A 17,286-nucleotide genomic window follows, 5' to 3' on the forward strand; every position below is an offset into this window, starting at 1 on the left:
GAACATGTCGGAGAACAACGGTGTTGCGGGCGCTTCCGGGCGGGTACGGACCGGCGACGTGTCCGGAACGATGGTCGTGGGCGACCACAACACGGTGAGCAACCTGGAGATCACCGCTCAGTACGGTTCGACCGTCACCGTGCACGGGGGGCCGCTGCCGGATCCGGTCAAGCGCCAACCGATCTCCCAGCTGCCGCGGTCCGCCGCCGGGCGGCTGATCGGACGGGAGCCGGACGTACGCGTACTGCGAGAGGCCATCGGGAAACGGCAGTTGGTGCAGATCTGGGGTGCGCCGGGGGTCGGCAAGAGCGCGCTGCTGCGCCACCTTGCGTGCGAGATGCCGCACGGGCCCGAAGGAGTGGCCTATGTCGAAGCCGGCGGACGTACGGCTGATGACATCGCGCAGGCGATATTCGACATCAGCTTCGACGCGCCGGACTACAAGCCGTCGTTGGAGGTGCTGAAGGAGCATCTGAAGACCCTGCGGCTGCGGATCTACCTGGACGACGCGGGACTCGACGAGAAGGACCTGCGCCGCCTCTTCGACATGGCCGGGCAGTCCACGTTCGTCTTCACCTCGCAGCAGCGGTCCGCGGTCGACTGTGTGCACGCGATCCGGCTCGAAGGGCTGACGGCCACGGCCGCGGCCGAACTGATGGAGATGCTGCTCTCCCGGAAACTGCTGCCCGACGAGGCGCCGGTCGTGGGCGCGTTGTGCGACGCGGTGGGAGGCAACCCGCTCCGGCTGCGGCGCATCGCCCTGTCGGCCGTGACCGGCAAGGGCCTGCCGGGCATCGCCGATCTCCCCGAACTGCTTCCCGCGCTGCTGAAGAAGCTCCGGCCGCAGGAGCGCGATCTGCTGCACCTGCTCGGCTCGCTGTCCGGCGCCGAGCTGTCCACCGGGCATCTCCATGACCTGCTCGGTCTGCCGGACGTCGACACGCTCGCCGGTGGTCTGGTGCGGCACGGCCTGCTGCTCGCATCGGAGAGCGGCTACAGCTGTCCGCCGGACGTCGCCGAGTCCGTGCTGGACAACCGGAAGACGGTGTATCCCGCCGACCGGCTCTGCCGGACGCTCACCACGTGGGTCGAGGCGAGGGACACCACCCCGGACGATGTCGCGGCACACTTCCAGGCCCTGGATGTCGCGGTGCTGCGAGCGGAGAAGAGCGGACACGCGCAGCTCGGCGCGGCGCTGGCCCGTGCCGCCTCGCCGAAGCTGGCGCTGTCCCGGCAGTTCGACGCGTGGGGCGGCCTGCTCGGAGTCGGCTGGGCGGCGGCGAAGTGCGCGGGGGACAAGGAGGGCGAGGAGTTCTTCCTGCGTGAGGCCCGCACCCGCCGGAGGGCGATCGGGCGGGCCGCGCAGACGGCGGCCCTGGTGCTGGAGGCGGATGTGCTGTGGCGGGAACTCACCGCCCTGCACAAGCATTCGGCGGTCCAGCAGGTCACCGGCTCGGCGTCGACCGGCACACCACCGGTCCACCCGGTCGCTCCGGCGCACGGCGTGGTCCACACACAGGCATTGGCACACCCGGCTGCCGCCACGTCCGCCACTTCGGCTCCCGGGCACACCGCCCTGCCCGCCCACGTGGCGAAGCCGGTGGTCGACCTGTCCCATGCCTCCGCACAGCCGCACGCCGCCGCCCACCTGACCGGCGCCCACTCGGCCGCGCCGGTACCCCAGCAGATCGACCTCTCGGCGGCGCACTCTTCCGCTGCCCACTCGACGCCCGCCGTGAGCACCACCACGTCCACGACGAGCGCAGGCCACACGGCACTCACCGCCGCCGGTGCGGCGAGTGCCAAGGGCGGTATATCGGCACTCGTCCTCGCCTGCACGATCGGCCTCGCGACCGTACTCGGCGTGGGTGCCATGGTGTACGCGAACGATCAGTCGAGCCCGTCTCCCACCGTCGTGGCGGGACCTGCCGGAGCGCCGAGCCCGGTCGACGACACCGCGGCCACCGGTGACAGCGATGACACCGAGACCACCGATGACGCCTCGCCCACCGTGGATCCCGTGTGCGAGACGGTGCTCCCGAAGCTGACTTCGGAGTCCCAGCAGTACAACACCGATGCCGACGCCGCGGACGCCGCGTTCGACTCGTACAGCAGCGCCGTGGACAGCTACAACTCGGGCGTGACGTCCACTGTTCCCGACGACAGCGCGGTCGTCTCCGCCGACAACACCGTCGCCGACGACCTGAACACCATCGAGTCCACGTTGCAGCTCGCCATATCGGAATCCCAGGACAGCTCCGTGGAAGCAGACCTCACCAGCATGCTGACGGCCGTTCAGGAGATGGCGAGTCAGTACCAGGCATTCGAACCCGATGTCTCAGGCAGCGTGATCGACACATCGAGTCAGAGCTCGGCGATGCGATCCGCCATCGACGGCCTGCTGACCGACTGCGGCGAGTGACCTCGCCCGGGACCAACCAGAGGAAAGGGCCGGCCATGCCTGCGGAATCCACACACGGAGACATCCACACCGGGGACGTTTCCGGGACCTTCGTCGTAGGAGACAACAACCGCGTGACGAACACGACGCGTCGCCCCAGGCCGCCGGTGCCGGTGCCTGAACCTGAGTCGGAGCCTCAGCAGCAGAGTTCGGCGGAGGACCAGGCCGCCGTGTTCGCCGTGCAACACGGCACCATGCACGTCACGTACAACGCCGGAGCCGAGCGTGAGGCGGAAGGCTGAGAAACACGGCGTGCCCCGGCCTGCGTCCGGCCGGGGCACGTGCCGTGCGATCCGCTCAGTTTCCGTCGTCAGTCCTGGTCGGCCAGCAACTCCAGGTCCTGAGCACTCAGCGTCGCCGTCTTCAGCAGTTCCCTGATCAGGTTGACGCTGAGCGTCGAGCCGACCGGCTCGCCCACCTCGTCGCGCAGCAGTCCGCGTACGCCCCGGCGGTGCAGCCGTTCGCGTACGTCCTCGACGGTGTTCGCGACCGACTTGTAGGTCCAGGACTTGGTCACGTAGGGGGAGGCGTTGACCAGGCGGGCCGTGTCCTCCCAGGCCAGCGGGAGCGGGAAGGCGTCGTGGCCCTCCAGGTAGCGCCGGGCGAGCGCGGTGAGCACCAGCCGCTCCTGCGGGGAGAGTTCGTAGACCGTCTCGGGGTCCACGGTCTCCGCACCGCTCGTGGAGCGGGGGTTCCGGTCGTCCTCGTCCACGACGCGGACCTCCACCAGGTGGGAACGCCGCTTGGACGAGTTGATCACCAGCGGGGTGTACCCGGTCTCGATGAGGCGCTTGTGGCCGGTGAGCATCAGCACGCCGTCGGGCAGTTCGATCGGCAGATTGCCGGTGTTGACCAGCCACCAATCTCCGTCCGCGGCCGTGCAGGTGAACACGCCGTGCCGACGGCTGACGGTCGGGTCGTCGACACCGACCGGCACATGCACGTCCTCGCGGTCGCGCCCGAACAGCAGCGTGTAACGGCGCGGCGGCACGGCGTACCCGCCCTCCGGACCCAGCACGAAGATCGTTCCCGGCGGCGCCGAGAGCACCCTGTCGGAGGGGCTGCCCGGCGGCAGTATCTGCGGTGGGAAGTTTCCGTACGCCATAGCGCATACCTCCGGATCGGCTCGCGTCAGTGTATGAGCGCACCGAGAGGACCGGTCCTCTCGCACATGCGTACGGTGGGCAAGGGGGCGTGCACGGCCAACTCGTATTGCCTAGGCTCGACTTGCTCGATAGCCTGTCCGCTGTGAGCGCGAGCGGTCGGGGACCTGCTGATGATCGATAGCACGATCGCCGAATCGCTCGGCGCGGACGATCCGCAGGAGATCGGCAGCTTCAACATCATCGGTCTGCTCGGCGTCGGCGGCATGGGTGAGGTCTACCTCGGGGCGTCCGACAAGGGCTACGCCGCCGTCAAGCGCGTCCGGCCACGGCTGGTCTCCAGCGAGCGCTTCGAACGCGAGGTCGGCATCCTCTACCGGGTGCCGGCCGGGGTCGGGCCGCGGGTGCTGGCGAGCGACGGCACCGCCGAACGTCCCTGGTTCGCCACCGAGTACGTCCCCGGACTCACCGTGGACGAGGCGGTCAGGCTGCGCGGCCCGCTGCCCGCCGCGGCGCTGTGGCTGCTGCTGGCCGAGGCCGCCAGTCATCTGTCGGCCGTGCACACGTTCGGGATCGTGCACCGTGACGTCAAGCCGGGCAACGTCATGCTGGTGCGGGACGGCGTGAAGCTGATCGACTTCGGGATCGCGCGCGCCGCGGACCAGGAGAGGCTCACCAAGAGCGGTGGCGGCTACGGTACGCAGGGATTCTCGGCACCGGAACAGCAGGCCGGGGACGGGGACGTGGGCGCGCCCGCGGACATCTACTCGCTCGGGACGCTCGTGCTCTACGCGGCTTCGGGCCGCACGCCCGGTGCTGTCCCCGACGCCGAGCCGCTGCGTGCCGTGGACGCCGACCTCGCCGCCGTCATCGGGTCCTGTCTCGCGACCGGCCCCGGAGCGCGCCCCACCGCCCGGGAGTTGGTGGAGGCGGTCCGCACGCACCTGCCTGTGCCTCCTCCCTCCTGGCCTTCCGAGGTCATGTCACGCATCGCCTCGCGACGTGCCTTCGCCGCGACGCCGGTCGGCAAGCTGGAGACCGTCCCGCCGCCGGACCTGGATGCCGGTCCGGTGCCTGAGACCGCGCCCCCGGCTGTCGCGTCGCCCCGTCACCCACGCAAACGCCTGCTTCTGCTGCCGGCCGCCGCAGTGATCGCCCTCGGAGCCGTCGCGGCGTTCGTACTCCTGCCGTCCGCTTCTCGGGACGACGGCGCCGCAGATCCGTCCGACAGCGCATCGGCCGGTGTCGAGCCCGTGGCCGGGGCGACGCGGACGCCCTCGGCGAGCCCAAGCCGTTCGGCCTCGCCCACCGCGGAGTCCGGGCACCCGGGCCCGGCCGGCAGGGACACGACCCTCCCGGCCCTCCCGGCCGGCCCGGCAGGCCCGGGCGCGACCGTCCCGCCGAGCGCGCGCAGCACACGTACGCCCTCTGCGCCCGTCGCGACCGCCGGGCCCTCAGCACCCGCCACCCACGTCACCGCATCGTCGATCAACGGCATCAACGGCAGCGACGACCCGGCACAGGTCAAGGGCTCCGAGGCGGACACCGCCTGGGTCGGCAACGACGCGACCTGCTCCGCCTGGCTGGACGACAACGGCTCCGGCGAGCTCGCGGGCGTGCTCAATACCTCCCTGAAACGCAGCTGCGACGCCGAACTCCACCGCAGCGACGGCATCGCGTACACGTTCCACGCCTCCTGGGGCGCGGCGAAGACGAATTTCATCTCAGACGTCCACCACACGATGTGGATCTGCGTCTGGAGCGCGGGCGACCGATCCGACGAGCAGTGCTCCGCCCGCTTCGCCATGAACGACGGCACCCCGGTCAAGGACTGAAACAAACGGCACAACTCGTGGTCCACTCCACCTCGGTGGCCTCCGGCTGATCCCTCTCTGATCTGTCTTCCTCCGCTTCCTCCGCTTCCTCCCCTTCCTCCCCTTCCTCCGCTTCCTTCGCTTCGTCTGTTTCCGCGCCCTGGTCCTGCCCGCCACGGTCGACATCGCGCCGGACCTGATCCCACTCGCGTGAACCGGACTGGCCCTGGTGATGATCGGCGCCGTAGCGATGTATCTGCGGTCGGGGCCGCCGTGCACATTCCCCCGGCGGCACGGCCGCCGGAGGAGTGTCGCCGTGAATGACGCCTACAGCCGTCTCGTCACCGACCGGCAGCCTCCCGCGGTGTTCGGGGGTCCGGGGGCGGGTGCTGTCCGCTCCCGCGGTGGCGCCGGAGTCCTCAGGAGTGCTGCGAGTCGCCGGTGCTGCGGCCGTAGCGGGCGAGCATCGTCGTGACCGCCTCGTCGACGGCGTGGCCGACGTCGGCAGGTGCGGGACTCCAGTCGGCGAGCAGCATCCTCGGCCACAGGACGTAGTTGGCGATCATGCCGAGGAACTGGTTGGTGGCGCTTTCCGCGTCGGGTACCACCGCAGTGCCCGCGGCGTGCTGGGCCTCCAGGTAGTGCTGGACGGAGATGAAGTAGGGCAGCTTGCCCAGCTCGAACTGAGCCCGTCCCAGTTCCGGGAAACGCGGCAGTTCGGCGATGACAATGCGGAAGAGGGCCGCCATCGCAGGCCGGCCGATCAGGTCGGCGTACTGGCGGCCGATCGCGCTCAGGCCGGCGCCCAGGTCACCGGGCTGCGTCGCGGGCGCCGCCGGGTCAGGCCCGCCCTCCCAGTACTCGGTGACGATGGCTTCGAAGAGTGCCGCCTTGGTCGGGAACTGCTTGAACAGCGTGGACTTCGAGACGACCGCTTCCTGCGCGATCTTCGCCAGCGAGGTCCCGTCATAGCCCCGTTCCAGGAACAGCTTCGTGGCCGCTGCGGTGATCGCCTCGCGCTTGCGCTGAGCGAGTCGTTGATGGTGCGCGGAGAGTCCTGCGGTCATGGGGCCAGTATGAACCATCACGAGGCGAGTCACTTGACTCGCCACTGCGCAGATGTTTACGTGGTGGCGAGTCGTGCGACTCGCATTCGGTCGGCGAGGGTACGCGCGGCCGGTGTCGTTCTGTTCCCGCATGGAGAAGCACTCATGGAGTCAGACAAGATCGCATTGGTGACCGGCGGCAATCGCGGGCTGGGCCGGGCCGCGGCCCAGTCGCTGGCCCGGCACGGGCTGCGCGTCGTCGTCACCTACCGCGGCGACGCGCAGGAGGCCGAGGAGACGGTCAAGAGCATCGAGGAAACCGGCGCCACGGCTGCCGCGCTGCGGCTGGACATCAGCGACGTGGCCTCCTTTCCCGCCTTCGTCTCCCACCTGGCCGCGCAACTGGAGCGCTGGGACGCGACCCGGCTGGACGTCCTGGTCAACAACGCCGGGATCGGGCTGTTCGGACCGTTGGAAGCGGTCACGGTCGACGACTTCGACGCGGTCATGGACACCAACGTGCGCGGCACGTTCTTCCTCATCCAGGCGCTTGCACCCCTGCTGGCAGACGGGGGGCGGATCATCAACGTCTCCTCTTCCCTCAGCCGCCACACCAGCGCCGGCACCTCGGTCTATTCGGCCTCCAAGGCGGCGGTCGAGGTCCTCAGCCGGACCTTGGCCCTGGAGCTGGGGGCGCGCAAGATCCGCGTCAACGCCATCGCACCGGGGCCGACGGCCACCGACTTCAACGGCGGCGCCATGCGGGACGACGCGCAGATGCGCGAGGGACTGAGCGCGCAGACCGCGCTCGGCCGCGTCGGTGAACCGCAGGAGATCGGTGACGCGATTGCCGCGCTCGCCTCCGAGGACCTGCGATGGGTCACCGCCCAGCGCCTGGAGGTCTCCGGCGGCGCCCTGTTGTAGGGACCCCGCCCGCACCGTGTGCCCCGCCTCTTACCGGGCAGAACCGGGAGCCGTATCAGCGGACCGTGCAGAACCGTCAGTTCGGCCGTAGTCCGGTAGTCCGGTGCTCCTGCGCATGATGCAGGTGATCCCCGGACCGAAGGCGAGCAGAATCGGGGTCTCCAGACGCGTACCGACGCGCCGGTCCACCGGCCCCCCGCTCCACCGCTCCACTGGTCCAGGCGCGCGCGGGCTTCTCCGTCTGCCCCATGCGATCACCGGCCGGGTCCTATCGGTTCTTGAGCTTCTCGATGCCCAGTTGATCGGTTTCTGTCGCCCGGCCCGAGAGACGGTGGACCATGATCCAACTGCCGTCCGACAGGGCGCCGGTGAAGACGGAGGCGTCGCGAGTGGCACCGTTGTGCCAGACCAAGGGACCGGATACCTGCCAGGATGGGGCAGGCTCTCCCAGCTTGCGGTCCACGAGGAGGGCCGTCACCAGGCCGGCAGCGGCACGTGGAGTGGCCCACAGGCCGCCGGCGGGGAGAATGGCGCCATTCATGGTCCAGGGCTTGCGTGGACGCCCGGTCAGTGAGCGTCGGCACAGTGTTCGGTGCGCAGGCGGACTGGAAGTCACCTCAGTGATGTCCAGCGGCTGGAGGACGTGCCGCTTTACGAGGTCCTCGTAGGAGGTCTCCGTAGCTGCGACGAGAGCAGCGCCGAGGATGGCGTAGCCAAGGTTCGAGTACTCCTCGTTCTGGCCCGGGCTTGCAGTGGTGAGGGTGGCGAGTTGACGTACCACGGTGTCCAGGGCCAGGTTGTCGAAGGCCGTGTAGGGGTCGCGCCGTTGCAAGCGCGGTGGGAGCCGCGGCAGGCCAGACGTGTGTTCTGCCAGATGTCGCAGTGTGATGCCGGTGCCGGACGGGACCGGCAGAAAGCGCTCCAGTGGGTCGTCCAGGTGAAGTCTTCCTTCCGCGGCCAGGCAGGTCAGCACGGTCCCTGTGACCGGCTTGGTCAGGGAGCCGATGTGGACGAACCTGTCGAGGTCATGGCCGTGTTCGACGTGGGGAGCATCGAAGCTGCTGAGGACGCAAGTGGGTACGCGGGACATCGGGCTCTCAGCTCCGGCTGCGGGAAATGGCGCAGGATGGTGAACCGGCGGGCCTGCGGTGCCGGTTCACGGCCACCCACCGATGGACGGTGTGGGGGGCTGGACTGACGAGGGGAAGCCGCAGGAAGAAGGCTGCGGCGGGGTACCGAAGCACCGGGGATGAGCCGACGTAACGGGCCAGGGCCCGTGGACCGCCGGCTGGACTGTCTGCTGTGGTGCTGTCCATGTGCTGGGCTCTCCTCTTGTCAGCAGGGGGCGGCTCGAACGGAGTTGGCCGGTGGGTGTTTTCCGTCTGCGGCCGACCAGTTCTGACGGATGGTCTCTCACTGGGGTGAACGCGGTACCCAGCGGGCTGCGTACCGCGCCACCAGTCAGTCATGACGCCGGGGTCGGTGCGGACTCGGTCTACCGGTTCGCGGCTTCGCGAGAGGCGATCCGGTTCGTGTGACCGACCGCGCGGCCCACCGCGTTGCGCACCGCGAGGCCCGGCCGGGTGCGGGGCACCATGAGCCGGGAGAGCAGAGCGACGCGTCGCTGCCGCGGACCTACCTCACGGCGGAGCCGCGACTCGTAGGCGGCGAAGGCTCGGGCGTGATCACCGGGATGGGCGGCGAGCTCTTCTGCGAGGGCGTACGCGCCCGCCATCGCCATGCTGGACCCGTCACCCAGCAGGGCTGTCGCCGCCGCCGCGTCCCCGAGCAGTACGACCCGTCCGCGGGACCATGAGGGCACCCGGACGGTGGTCAGGGGGTCGAAGAACGGAGCCGGATGGTCGAGGAACGCCGCCACGAGTTCCGGTGCCCGCCACCGCACGTCGGCGTAGGCGTCGGCCACGGTCTGCTTGTGAAGGGCGATGTTCTTGCGGTCGTGGGGGGCCGGCTGTGCGGCCCGGAAGGTGAAGATCGCGAGCGGAGTGGTCCGCGAGGGGTGGACGACCAGCATCCGGTTCGGCACGGTCAGCATCGTCATCTCGCTCGGGTCCTCGATGGCGTCGGGCTCCAGCGGCACGGTCGCGCCGTACAGGCCCAGGTCGCTCGCGAACTGCCGCTCGGGTCCGAATACCAGGCGCCGTACGGTGGAGTGCATCCCGTCGGCACCGACGACCAAGTCGAAGCGCCGTGGCGCGGACCGCCTGAAGGTGACGTCGACCCCACCTTCGTCCTGGTCGAGAGCGGTGACCGTGTCGTCGAACAGGAACTCCGCCTCGGTCTGCGCCGACCGGTGGAGCACCTCGGACAGGTCGGCCCGGGTCACTTCGACCGTCGGCGCCTCGTCGGAGGCGAGCGGGAGCCGCAGGATTCGCCTGCCGCTGGGGTCGAGCAGGGCCAGTGACCGATTGCGGGTCGCGAGCCCGCGGAGCTGCGGGAGGATGCCCATGCGGTCGGCGACCGGGGTCGCGGGCCCCTTCACGACGATCGCGCTGCCACCGGAGCGCAGCTGCCGGGCATGTTCGACGACCGTCGGCCGGTAGCCAGTCCGGGAGAGCCAGTACGCGAGTGCGGGCCCTGCGATTCCGGCACCGACTATCAGCGCCTCGGGCTTCTTCATGACGATGACCTCTCGGAGTGTCGACGACCGGGTCCCCGGCGAGTGCCGGGGCCGGGTCCCGGGGTGCGGCGGCACGGGGCAGCGCAACCGGAACCAAGGTAAAAAAGATTTGGTACCTCAGTGGAGCACACCCTTCAGGTACGATTCAAGTTGTACCTGAAGGGGGTGTCGCGTGACCGGGAAGAACCTGGTCGGCCCGGAGGCCGATGCGCTCGATCTGGGTGCGGTGTTTCGCGCCCTCGCCGACGAGCGCCGTCGTTCGGTGTTGACACAGTTGGCCGCCGACCGCAGCGACGGCGAGCGGGGCTGCAACTCGTTCGATCTTCCGATCTCGAAGCAGAGTCAGACCCACCACTTCCGCGTCCTGCGCGAGGCAGGTCTCATTGACGAGGTCGACTACGGCAACCGCAAGGGCATCCGTCTACGACGAGCGGACATCGAGAAGAGATTCCCCGGGCTCCTCGCCCTCCTGGGAGCAGAGCCCCCGGGCGATACCGCTTCTCGCTGAGCACAGGTGAGCACAGGCGGTCGCCCTGGGCCCTCGACTCCGGGATGGTGCGCTTGATATGCGCCTGTGGCCAGGGGGACCGGGCGTTTACGTCGAGATCGGGGAGGGCTTGGCCGCACAGCGGGGCGGCGTGCGGCCGGCGGCATGATGGGGCTCGGTCGGAGAAAACCGTTGGCGCGCTGCCGGGGCCCGTGGCTAAGGTCTGCTGTGTTCTTCCGGCGGCCTGTTGCCGCCGGAGCCGGCCGATGCAAGGCAGGAGGTGTGACCGATGGCTGTCGTCGTGATGGGTGCTGTCCGCACCCGGAAGCTCATCCACTCCACCTCCGTGGCCTCCGGCTGATCCCTCTCTGATCTGTCTTCCTCCGCGCCAGTGCGCGCGGCGCCGGGGCCACCCTTGTGAAGGGTCACCCCTTGTCTTTCTCTTCTTTCTCCCAGGCTTCATCCGCTTCAACCGCTTCATCCGCTTCCGCGCACCCGCTCGCCGCCTACGGCTGGGACGCGGACTGGGAGGCCGAGTTCGCCCCCTATGCCGCACAGGGTCTGCTGCCCGGCCGGGTCGTGCGGGTCGACCGTGGGCGGTGCGATGTCGTCACGACGGCCGGTCCGGTGCGGGCCGACACCGAGTACGTCGTACCGCGTGACCCCATGCGAGTCGTGTGCACCGGGGACTGGGCCGCGGTCGACCCGGCCGGTGATCCGCAGTTCGCGCGGGCGCTGCTGCCCCGCAGGACCGCCTTTGTGCGCTCGACCTCGTCCGACCGCTCCGAGGGCCAGATCCTGGCCGCCAACGTCGACCACGCGATCATCGCCGTGTCGCTCGCCGTCGAGCTCGACCTCGGGCGGATCGAGCGGTTCCTCGCGCTGGCGTGGGAGTCGGGCGCCACGCCGCTGGTCGTCCTCACCAAGGCCGACCTCGTACCGGACCCGACCGGGCTCTCGTATCTCGTCGAGGACGTCGAGACCACCGCACCGGGCGTGCAGGTGGTGCCCGTCAGCTCCGCCACCGGTGACGGCGTGGACGTCCTGGCCGCCCTCGTCGCCGGGGGCACCAGTGTGCTGCTCGGAGCGTCCGGCGCGGGCAAGTCGACCCTGGCCAACGCCCTGGTCGGCGAGGAGGTGATGGAGGTCCGGGCCATCCGGGACGTGGACGGCAAGGGCCGGCACACCACCACCACCCGCAATCTGCTCCTCCTGCCCGGCGGAGGCGTCCTCATCGACACTCCGGGGCTGCGCGGTGTCGGGCTCTGGGACGCGTCGAGCGGGGTCAGCCAGGTCTTCGCCGAGATCGACGCGCTCGCCGGGCAGTGCCGTTTCCACGACTGCGCCCATGACACCGAACCCGGCTGCGCGGTGCTCGCGGCCATCGACGACGGCTCACTGCCGGTCCGCCGCCTGGAGAGCTACCGCAAGCTGGTCAGGGAGAACCAGCGCATCCTCGCGAGGACCGACGCCCGGATGCGCGCCGAGATCCGCCGGGACTGGAAGCTGAAGGGGGCGGAGGGCCGGGCCAACATGGAGGCCAAGCGCGGCAGGATCCGCAAGCCCTGAACAGCCCGGGGGCCGGTCCCCAGCCCTGAACAAGGCCGGGCACCGGCCCTCCCCAGCCCTGAACAAGGCCGGGGCCCCGGCCCTCCCCGGCCCTCCCCGGCCTCTCTGGCTCCCTGACCCCGGCTCCCGGCCCCACCCCCGGGGCGCACTGTCCGATTCCCGCCAGCCGGGGGCCGGGCGCCGGGGCACACTGGACTCCGTGATGGATGAAGAGACCAGGTACGAGGCGGTGAGCAGCCGCGACGCGCGCTTCGACGGAGAGTTCTTCTTCGCCGTGCGCACCACCGGGATCTACTGCCGGCCCAGCTGTCCGGCCGTGACCCCCAAGCGCCGGAACGTCTGTTTCTATCCGACAGCGGCGGCGGCCCAGGGCGGCGGCTTCCGCGCCTGCCGCCGCTGCCGGCCGGACGCCGTGCCCGGGTCGGCCGCCTGGAACGTACGCGCCGACGTCGTCGGCCGCGCCATGCGCCTGATCGGCGACGGGGTGGTCGACCGCGAGGGTGTGCCGGGCCTCGCCGTACGGCTCGGGTACAGCACCCGGCAGGTCCAGCGGCAGCTGACCGCCGAGGTCGGCGCCGGCCCGGTCGCCCTGGCCCGCGCACAGCGCTCGCACACCGCCCGCGTCCTGCTCCAGACCACCGGGCTGCCCATCACGGAGATCGCGTTCGCCGCCGGGTTCGCCAGCGTGCGCCAGTTCAACGACACCATCCGGCAGATCTACGCCCGCACCCCGAGCGAGCTGCGGGCCGAGGCCGCCACCACCGTGCCCGGCGCCGCCCCCGGGACGGCCGCCGGTATCCCGCTGCGTCTCGCCCACCGCGGCCCCTACGCGGCGCGGGAGGTCTTCGACCTGCTGGCGCGGGAGGCGATCCCGCGGATCGAGGAGGTGCTCGGCACGCCCGGCTCCCGCACCTACCGGCGCACCCTGCGGCTGCCGTACGGCGCGGGTATCGCCGCGGTCGGCGAACGGTCGGCCGGGCGCTGGCTGGAGGCGCGGATCCATCTCACCGATCTGCGGGACCTGACCACGGCGGTGCAGCGGCTGCGCCGCCTCTTCGACCTGGACGCCGATCCGTACGCCATCGACGAGCGCCTCTCCGCCGACCCGCGTCTCGCACCGCTCGTCGCGCGCCGCCCGGGGCTGCGTTCGCCCGGTACGGCGGAGCCCGAGGAGTACGCGGTACGGGCGCTGGCCGGGCGGGAGAAGTCGCAGTGGCTGGTCGAGCGCTACGGCACACCGCTCGACCGGCCCTGCGGCGGCCTCACCCACCTCTTCCCCGCACCGGCCGAACTCCGCACCGACGAGCCGTCGCTGGGCGCCGTGTCCGGTGTACGCCTCGATCCGGGAGCCGACCGTGACGAGACCGAACAGGCGCTCCTCGCGCTGCCCGGGATGACCCCGCCGGCCGCCGCGCTGATCCGGATGCGGGCGCTCGGCGACCCCGATGTGACGCTCTCCGGCGAGCCGGGCTCGGAGATGTGGCGGCCCTGGCGCTCGTACGCGCTGCGGCACATCTGGCTCGATCAGCAGTGAGCCCCGGGGTAGTGGTGCACCGCGTCACTCCAGGCCCCAGCTGTGGATCTTCGCGGGGTGGATACGGATCAGCTCGTCGCTGAAGTGCGGGCCCAGTTCGTGCGGCCCGGTCAGCAGCTCGGCCTCACCCCTGATGTCCACCCCGCGCACCTGCCACGGCTGCACACTCACCACATCGTCCACGACCAGCGCCACCTTCGGATTGGCCTCCAGGTTGCGCCACTTCTTGGTCGTGCCCAGGGCGTAGCCCCCGATCAGGATCGTCCCGTCCTCCTGCGGATAGAAGCCGACCGGGTTGGCCTGCGGCTGGCCCCTGGGGTCGACGGTGGCCAGCCGCCCCAGCCGCTGGGTGGCGAGATACGCGCGTTCGGCGTCGGTGAATTCACTCATGTGCCCAGCATCGCGCGCCGGCCCCGCCGCCGCAGCGGCGGCGCGGCCCGGCTCTCCCGCGGTGTTACCCCGGCAGACCCCAGCGGGCGGCCTGTTCGTTGGGCGTGACCGGCCGCACCGTCAGGTCGGGCCGGTCACCCGCAGCGGTGATGAGCGCGGACTCTCCCCTGCGGAGTGCGAGGGTGACGGTGCCGTCGCCCGCGTCCTCGTACCGCAGCCCGCGCCCGTGGCCGTCGCGTACGTCGATGCGGCCCGGGATCCCGTGGCGTACGGCGCACGGGGCGCCCGCCTCACTGGTCACCCTGACCCAGCGGGTCACCCCCTTCTCCCGTACCGCACTGAGCAGGAACGCCCCCTGGGTACGGAAGTCGTGCAGCACGAGGTCGCGCCAGACCGCCGGGACCGCGGGGAACACCCTGAGCACACCGCCCCACGACTGGCAGAGCATGTCGTGCAGCGACTGCGCCGCGGACAGCGGTGTCTCGATGACCGGGCCCGACTCCTTGTACATGGTGTTGGCCTGGATGAAGCGGGCCATCAGCTCACCGAGGTACTTCAGTGCGTCCTCGCCCTTGCCGAGCAGCGCGGACATCGAGGCGGCGCCGGTGAACGTGTAGCCCTGGAGGGCCCCTTCGAAGCCGACCCAGTGGGCCAGTGACTTCTCGATCAGCGCGCGTTCGTCCGGGGTGCGGCCGGTCAGCTCGTGGAGCGGGTAGACCGCGAGAAGATGCGAGTAGTGGCGGTGGGACATCGCGAAGGGGACACCCGCGCCGATCATGAAGCCGTTCTCGTCGACCGGGTAGGGCACCAGCTTGGCCAGTACCTCCTGCCAGCGCTCCTTGAGCGGGTCCTTGACGCCGAGTACGGCGGCCGAGTCGACCAGGGTGCGGCAGCCCCAGCGCAGCAGCATCAGGTCGTAGTTGGTGTCCGGGGCGTTGACCCCGTACTCGGGTGAGAAGGTGGCCGGCAGATGCAGTTTGCCGTCCTTGCCCGGGGTCAGGAAGTGCAGGTAGTAGTTGACGGCCTTGCGCAGCAGCGGGAAGAGCGTGTCGCGCAGGATCCGCTCGTCCATGGTGTGGCGGTAGCTCAGCCAGACGTTGTGCAGTGCCCAGGTGAGGTTGCCGACCTCGGGCGTGGGCGGGTCCTCGCCGGGGATGCCCACGCCGTAACCGCCGTTGGCGACGGTCGCGCCGTTGACCAGCTGGGGGTCGGTGGTGCGCGGGATGCCTGCGGAGTCCTTCCGGTACGGCGCCGCCAGCTGGTTCGAGAGGTTCTCCCGGAATTCCCCCAACGCCCTTGTCACCGCGTCGAGTTCCAGATGGTTCGAGCCGTGGATCAGCCAGTACTCCAGCTGGACGTTGAGATTCCACCAGGTGTTGGGCCAGGGCGTCTCTTCCAGCCAGGGCCCTGAGGTCGCCATGACGGGGGCGTCGGCGCGGGCGGCGGAAGCGACCTTGTAGAGCTGGATCCAGTAGAAGCGCTGGATGCGGGCGTCCGGTACCGAGACGAAGCTCTTGCGGTAGTAGCGGTGCCACCAGGCGCGGTGGGCCGTCGCGTGTACGTCGAAGGGGACCGGCGCCACGGTGCGTATCAGCCGTACGGCGCGGTCGCGTGCGGTGCTCTTCGGGTGGGAGTGCGCCACCGTGGCGTACAGCGTGCGCCGGGCGCTGGGAGCGCCGTGGGCGCCGTGGGTGCGCTCCTGCCACGCGGTCACATGCTGGCCGCCCGCGAGGAGCGGCTGCACGGCGGTCGTCACCCCGCTGTGCTGCTCGGTCACGGCGGGCGGGTTGGCCGTGTAGCCGTCGGGGAGCGGCTTCGAGGCCGCACGCGGGCTGATCGCCTCGGCCGGGTGGAAGACCCAGCGGAAGTCCTTCTCGCCCTCGCTCGGGGTGACTTCGACGGCCAGCACGGAGAGCGAGTTGTGGACGAGGGCGCGCAGGGTGAGGGTGCCGCGGTCGGTGGTCAGGGTGCCGGTCAGCTCGGCGTCGCGCAGCCCCAGCCGCCAGTCGATGCCGGTGATGGTGCCGGCCGGTTCCAGCGTGAAGTAGCCGATGGGCAGCCGGGCGAGGCCGAAGAGCGAGCCGAACTCGGGGCGGTGGTCGGTGACCTCGGAGTGCTGGACGTTGAAGCGGACCGCGTTCCGGCCGGGCTCGGCGTAGATACCGGAACCGAGGTAGCCGTTGCCGAGGTACGGGCCCTCGTACCAGGTCTTCGGCATCTGCTGCCAGACGAGGTCGGCGTCGTCCAGGATCGCCTTCCAGCTGTCATCCGATGACTGAACGGTGGCCGGGGCAGGCCGGGGCGATACCGCCCGGCTGCCTCCGGGGGCGGCCTGCGCGGGTACGGCGGCCAGGCCCCCGGTGAGCAGGGCGCCGCCGATGGCGGTGCCGGTGGCGAGAACGGTGCGTCGTTTCGGTGGTTCGGATACAGCGGCCATGACGCCTCCCGGCGGCTCGTCATCCATGAATTCATCCGAGCTATCCCTCGGAGAAAGGTAGGCATGGCGCTGTGATGCGTCAATGAGTAGGGGCGGAGTCGAAAGAGATCCTATGTCTTGCGGGTGCTGTGGGGAGGGGGCGGTATTACCCCCAGATGAGGGCGCCGAGCCAGGCGCCGGTGACGGTCAGGCAGGCGGTCAGCTCGACCAGCACCGCCGTGCCGATGGCCCGCATGACCGTGCGGGTGGATGCCCAGCCGGCCCGGTGGCCGCCGAGCCGTACCCACTCCGCGCCGAGGATCCCTCCGATGAAACCGGCGATACCGCCGAGCACGGGCACGATGAAGAACCCCACGATGCCCGCGGCCCCGCCGATGTAGACCGTCCTGCGCGGTGCTCCTGACTCACGCGGGCGGCGAGTGGGCAGCAGTGGGCGGAGGGCCTGGTTCAGCAGCAGGAGAGCCGTGGCGCCGGCGAGGATGCCCCAGGCCAGCCCGGTGGTGTCGGTCAGCGCCCACCAGGCGGCTGCGGCCCACACGATCGCCGGCCCCGGCACACCGGGGACCAGTACCCCCACCAGGCCGAGCAGCATCACCAGGCCGACCGCGACGAGCTGCCACAGACTCATCTGCCCAGCGTGCAGGAAGCGACCGTCTCCCGCAGCACGGCATCGGACCTCCGGCCACCGGGGCTGCGTGGGCCGCCGGGGTGCCTGGTGCGACTGGGGCCTCTGGTGTGGCTGGGTCGTCTGGTGTGGCCGGGGCGTCTGGTGCGGCCGGTTCGCGGGTCGCCTGTGCTGACTGCGTTGCCCAGGCCGCCTGCGTTGCCCGGGTCGCCTGTGCCGCCCGGTCGCCTGCGCCGCCGGGGTCGCCCGCGCCACCCG

The 17,286-nt window shown here is 70.6% G+C and carries 14 protein-coding genes; 7 read left to right on the top strand and 7 right to left on the bottom strand.

Annotation, left to right across the window (positions count from 1 at the left end; translation table 11 throughout):
- The first annotated feature begins 4 nt into the window (after positions 1-4).
- A complete protein-coding gene (locus G3I19_RS07120) occupies positions 5-2,422 on the top strand; it encodes a hypothetical protein (protein WP_164260675.1) in 2,418 nt (805 codons plus the stop codon).
- A gap of 113 nt (positions 2,423-2,535) precedes the next feature.
- On the top strand, positions 2,536-2,703 hold the full coding sequence (locus G3I19_RS07125; protein ID WP_164260677.1) for a hypothetical protein: 168 nt from the start codon (positions 2,536-2,538) through the stop codon (positions 2,701-2,703).
- A 68-nt stretch (positions 2,704-2,771) separates the two neighbouring features.
- On the opposite strand, the gene G3I19_RS07130 is transcribed toward G3I19_RS07125, so the two are convergent.
- Positions 2,772-3,566, bottom strand: a complete 795-nt coding sequence (locus tag G3I19_RS07130; protein WP_203599272.1) for an FHA domain-containing protein — start codon at positions 3,564-3,566, stop codon at positions 2,772-2,774.
- 171 nt (positions 3,567-3,737) lie between these two features.
- Between G3I19_RS07130 and G3I19_RS07135 the strand changes: the two genes are divergently transcribed.
- Positions 3,738-5,399, top strand: coding sequence for a serine/threonine-protein kinase (locus tag G3I19_RS07135; RefSeq protein ID WP_164260686.1), 1,662 nt, complete (start codon positions 3,738-3,740; stop codon positions 5,397-5,399).
- 398 nt (positions 5,400-5,797) lie between these two features.
- Here the strand turns inward: G3I19_RS07135 and G3I19_RS07140 are convergent, their stop codons facing one another.
- Positions 5,798-6,445, bottom strand: coding sequence for a TetR/AcrR family transcriptional regulator (locus tag G3I19_RS07140; RefSeq protein ID WP_164260688.1), 648 nt, complete (start codon positions 6,443-6,445; stop codon positions 5,798-5,800).
- 144 nt (positions 6,446-6,589) lie between these two features.
- Here G3I19_RS07140 and G3I19_RS07145 point away from each other — a divergent pair, with 144 nt between their 5' ends.
- A complete protein-coding gene (locus G3I19_RS07145) occupies positions 6,590-7,348 on the top strand; it encodes an SDR family oxidoreductase (RefSeq protein ID WP_164260690.1) in 759 nt (252 codons plus the stop codon).
- A 268-nt stretch (positions 7,349-7,616) separates the two neighbouring features.
- Here the strand turns inward: G3I19_RS07145 and G3I19_RS07150 are convergent, their stop codons facing one another.
- Entirely contained in the window at positions 7,617-8,438 is an 822-nt protein-coding gene (locus G3I19_RS07150) for a serine hydrolase domain-containing protein (RefSeq protein WP_164260692.1), read from the bottom strand.
- 405 nt (positions 8,439-8,843) lie between these two features.
- A complete protein-coding gene (locus G3I19_RS07155; RefSeq protein ID WP_164260694.1) occupies positions 8,844-9,986 on the bottom strand; it encodes an FAD-dependent monooxygenase in 1,143 nt (380 codons plus the stop codon).
- 172 nt (positions 9,987-10,158) lie between these two features.
- On the opposite strand from G3I19_RS07155, the gene G3I19_RS07160 reads away from it, so the two are divergent.
- The 3 genes from G3I19_RS07160 to G3I19_RS07170 all read left to right on the top strand — a co-directional run bounded on the left by G3I19_RS07160 (position 10,159) and on the right by G3I19_RS07170 (position 13,576).
- Positions 10,159-10,494, top strand: coding sequence for a helix-turn-helix domain-containing protein (locus tag G3I19_RS07160; protein ID WP_164260696.1), 336 nt, complete (start codon positions 10,159-10,161; stop codon positions 10,492-10,494).
- Between the two features lie 411 nt (positions 10,495-10,905).
- Positions 10,906-12,042 (top strand): ribosome small subunit-dependent GTPase A, encoded by a 1,137-nt coding sequence (gene rsgA, locus G3I19_RS07165; protein ID WP_164260698.1) that lies wholly within the window; start codon positions 10,906-10,908, stop codon positions 12,040-12,042.
- Between the two features lie 202 nt (positions 12,043-12,244).
- A complete protein-coding gene (locus G3I19_RS07170; protein WP_164260716.1) occupies positions 12,245-13,576 on the top strand; it encodes a DNA-3-methyladenine glycosylase 2 family protein in 1,332 nt (443 codons plus the stop codon).
- Between the two features lie 24 nt (positions 13,577-13,600).
- On the opposite strand, the gene G3I19_RS07175 is transcribed toward G3I19_RS07170, so the two are convergent.
- From G3I19_RS07175 to G3I19_RS07185, 3 genes are all read right to left on the bottom strand, one after another.
- On the bottom strand, positions 13,601-13,966 hold the full coding sequence (locus tag G3I19_RS07175; RefSeq protein WP_164260700.1) for a PPOX class F420-dependent oxidoreductase: 366 nt from the start codon (positions 13,964-13,966) through the stop codon (positions 13,601-13,603).
- Between the two features lie 64 nt (positions 13,967-14,030).
- Complete coding sequence (locus G3I19_RS07180; protein WP_164260702.1) at positions 14,031-16,403, bottom strand: Tat pathway signal sequence domain protein; 2,373 nt, start codon at positions 16,401-16,403, stop codon at positions 14,031-14,033.
- 145 nt (positions 16,404-16,548) lie between these two features.
- Complete coding sequence (locus G3I19_RS07185; RefSeq protein WP_203599273.1) at positions 16,549-17,031, bottom strand: DUF456 domain-containing protein; 483 nt, start codon at positions 17,029-17,031, stop codon at positions 16,549-16,551.
- Positions 17,032-17,286 lie beyond the last annotated feature (255 nt).

Origin of the sequence: Streptomyces sp. SID10853 (assembly GCF_010548145.1) — a bacterium.
Lineage (GTDB): Bacteria > Actinomycetota > Actinomycetes > Streptomycetales > Streptomycetaceae > Streptomyces.

What these genes read in the sequence shown, in the direction of transcription:
- G3I19_RS07150 (WP_164260692.1), bottom strand. Translation starts at nt 8,438, where the DNA reads ATGTCCCGCGTACCCACTTGCGTCCTCAGCAGCTTCGATGCTCCCCAC.
- G3I19_RS07185 (WP_203599273.1), bottom strand. Translation starts at nt 17,031, where the DNA reads ATGAGTCTGTGGCAGCTCGTCGCGGTCGGCCTGGTGATGCTGCTCGGC.
- G3I19_RS07130 (WP_203599272.1), bottom strand. Translation starts at nt 3,566, where the DNA reads ATGGCGTACGGAAACTTCCCACCGCAGATACTGCCGCCGGGCAGCCCC.
- G3I19_RS07180 (WP_164260702.1), bottom strand. Translation starts at nt 16,403, where the DNA reads ATGGCCGCTGTATCCGAACCACCGAAACGACGCACCGTTCTCGCCACC.
- G3I19_RS07170 (WP_164260716.1), top strand. Translation starts at nt 12,245, where the DNA reads ATGGATGAAGAGACCAGGTACGAGGCGGTGAGCAGCCGCGACGCGCGC.
- G3I19_RS07155 (WP_164260694.1), bottom strand. Translation starts at nt 9,986, where the DNA reads ATGAAGAAGCCCGAGGCGCTGATAGTCGGTGCCGGAATCGCAGGGCCC.
- G3I19_RS07140 (WP_164260688.1), bottom strand. Translation starts at nt 6,445, where the DNA reads ATGACCGCAGGACTCTCCGCGCACCATCAACGACTCGCTCAGCGCAAG.
- G3I19_RS07120 (WP_164260675.1), top strand. Translation starts at nt 5, where the DNA reads ATGTCGGAGAACAACGGTGTTGCGGGCGCTTCCGGGCGGGTACGGACC.
- G3I19_RS07145 (WP_164260690.1), top strand. Translation starts at nt 6,590, where the DNA reads ATGGAGTCAGACAAGATCGCATTGGTGACCGGCGGCAATCGCGGGCTG.
- G3I19_RS07175 (WP_164260700.1), bottom strand. Translation starts at nt 13,966, where the DNA reads ATGAGTGAATTCACCGACGCCGAACGCGCGTATCTCGCCACCCAGCGG.
- G3I19_RS07135 (WP_164260686.1), top strand. Translation starts at nt 3,738, where the DNA reads ATGATCGATAGCACGATCGCCGAATCGCTCGGCGCGGACGATCCGCAG.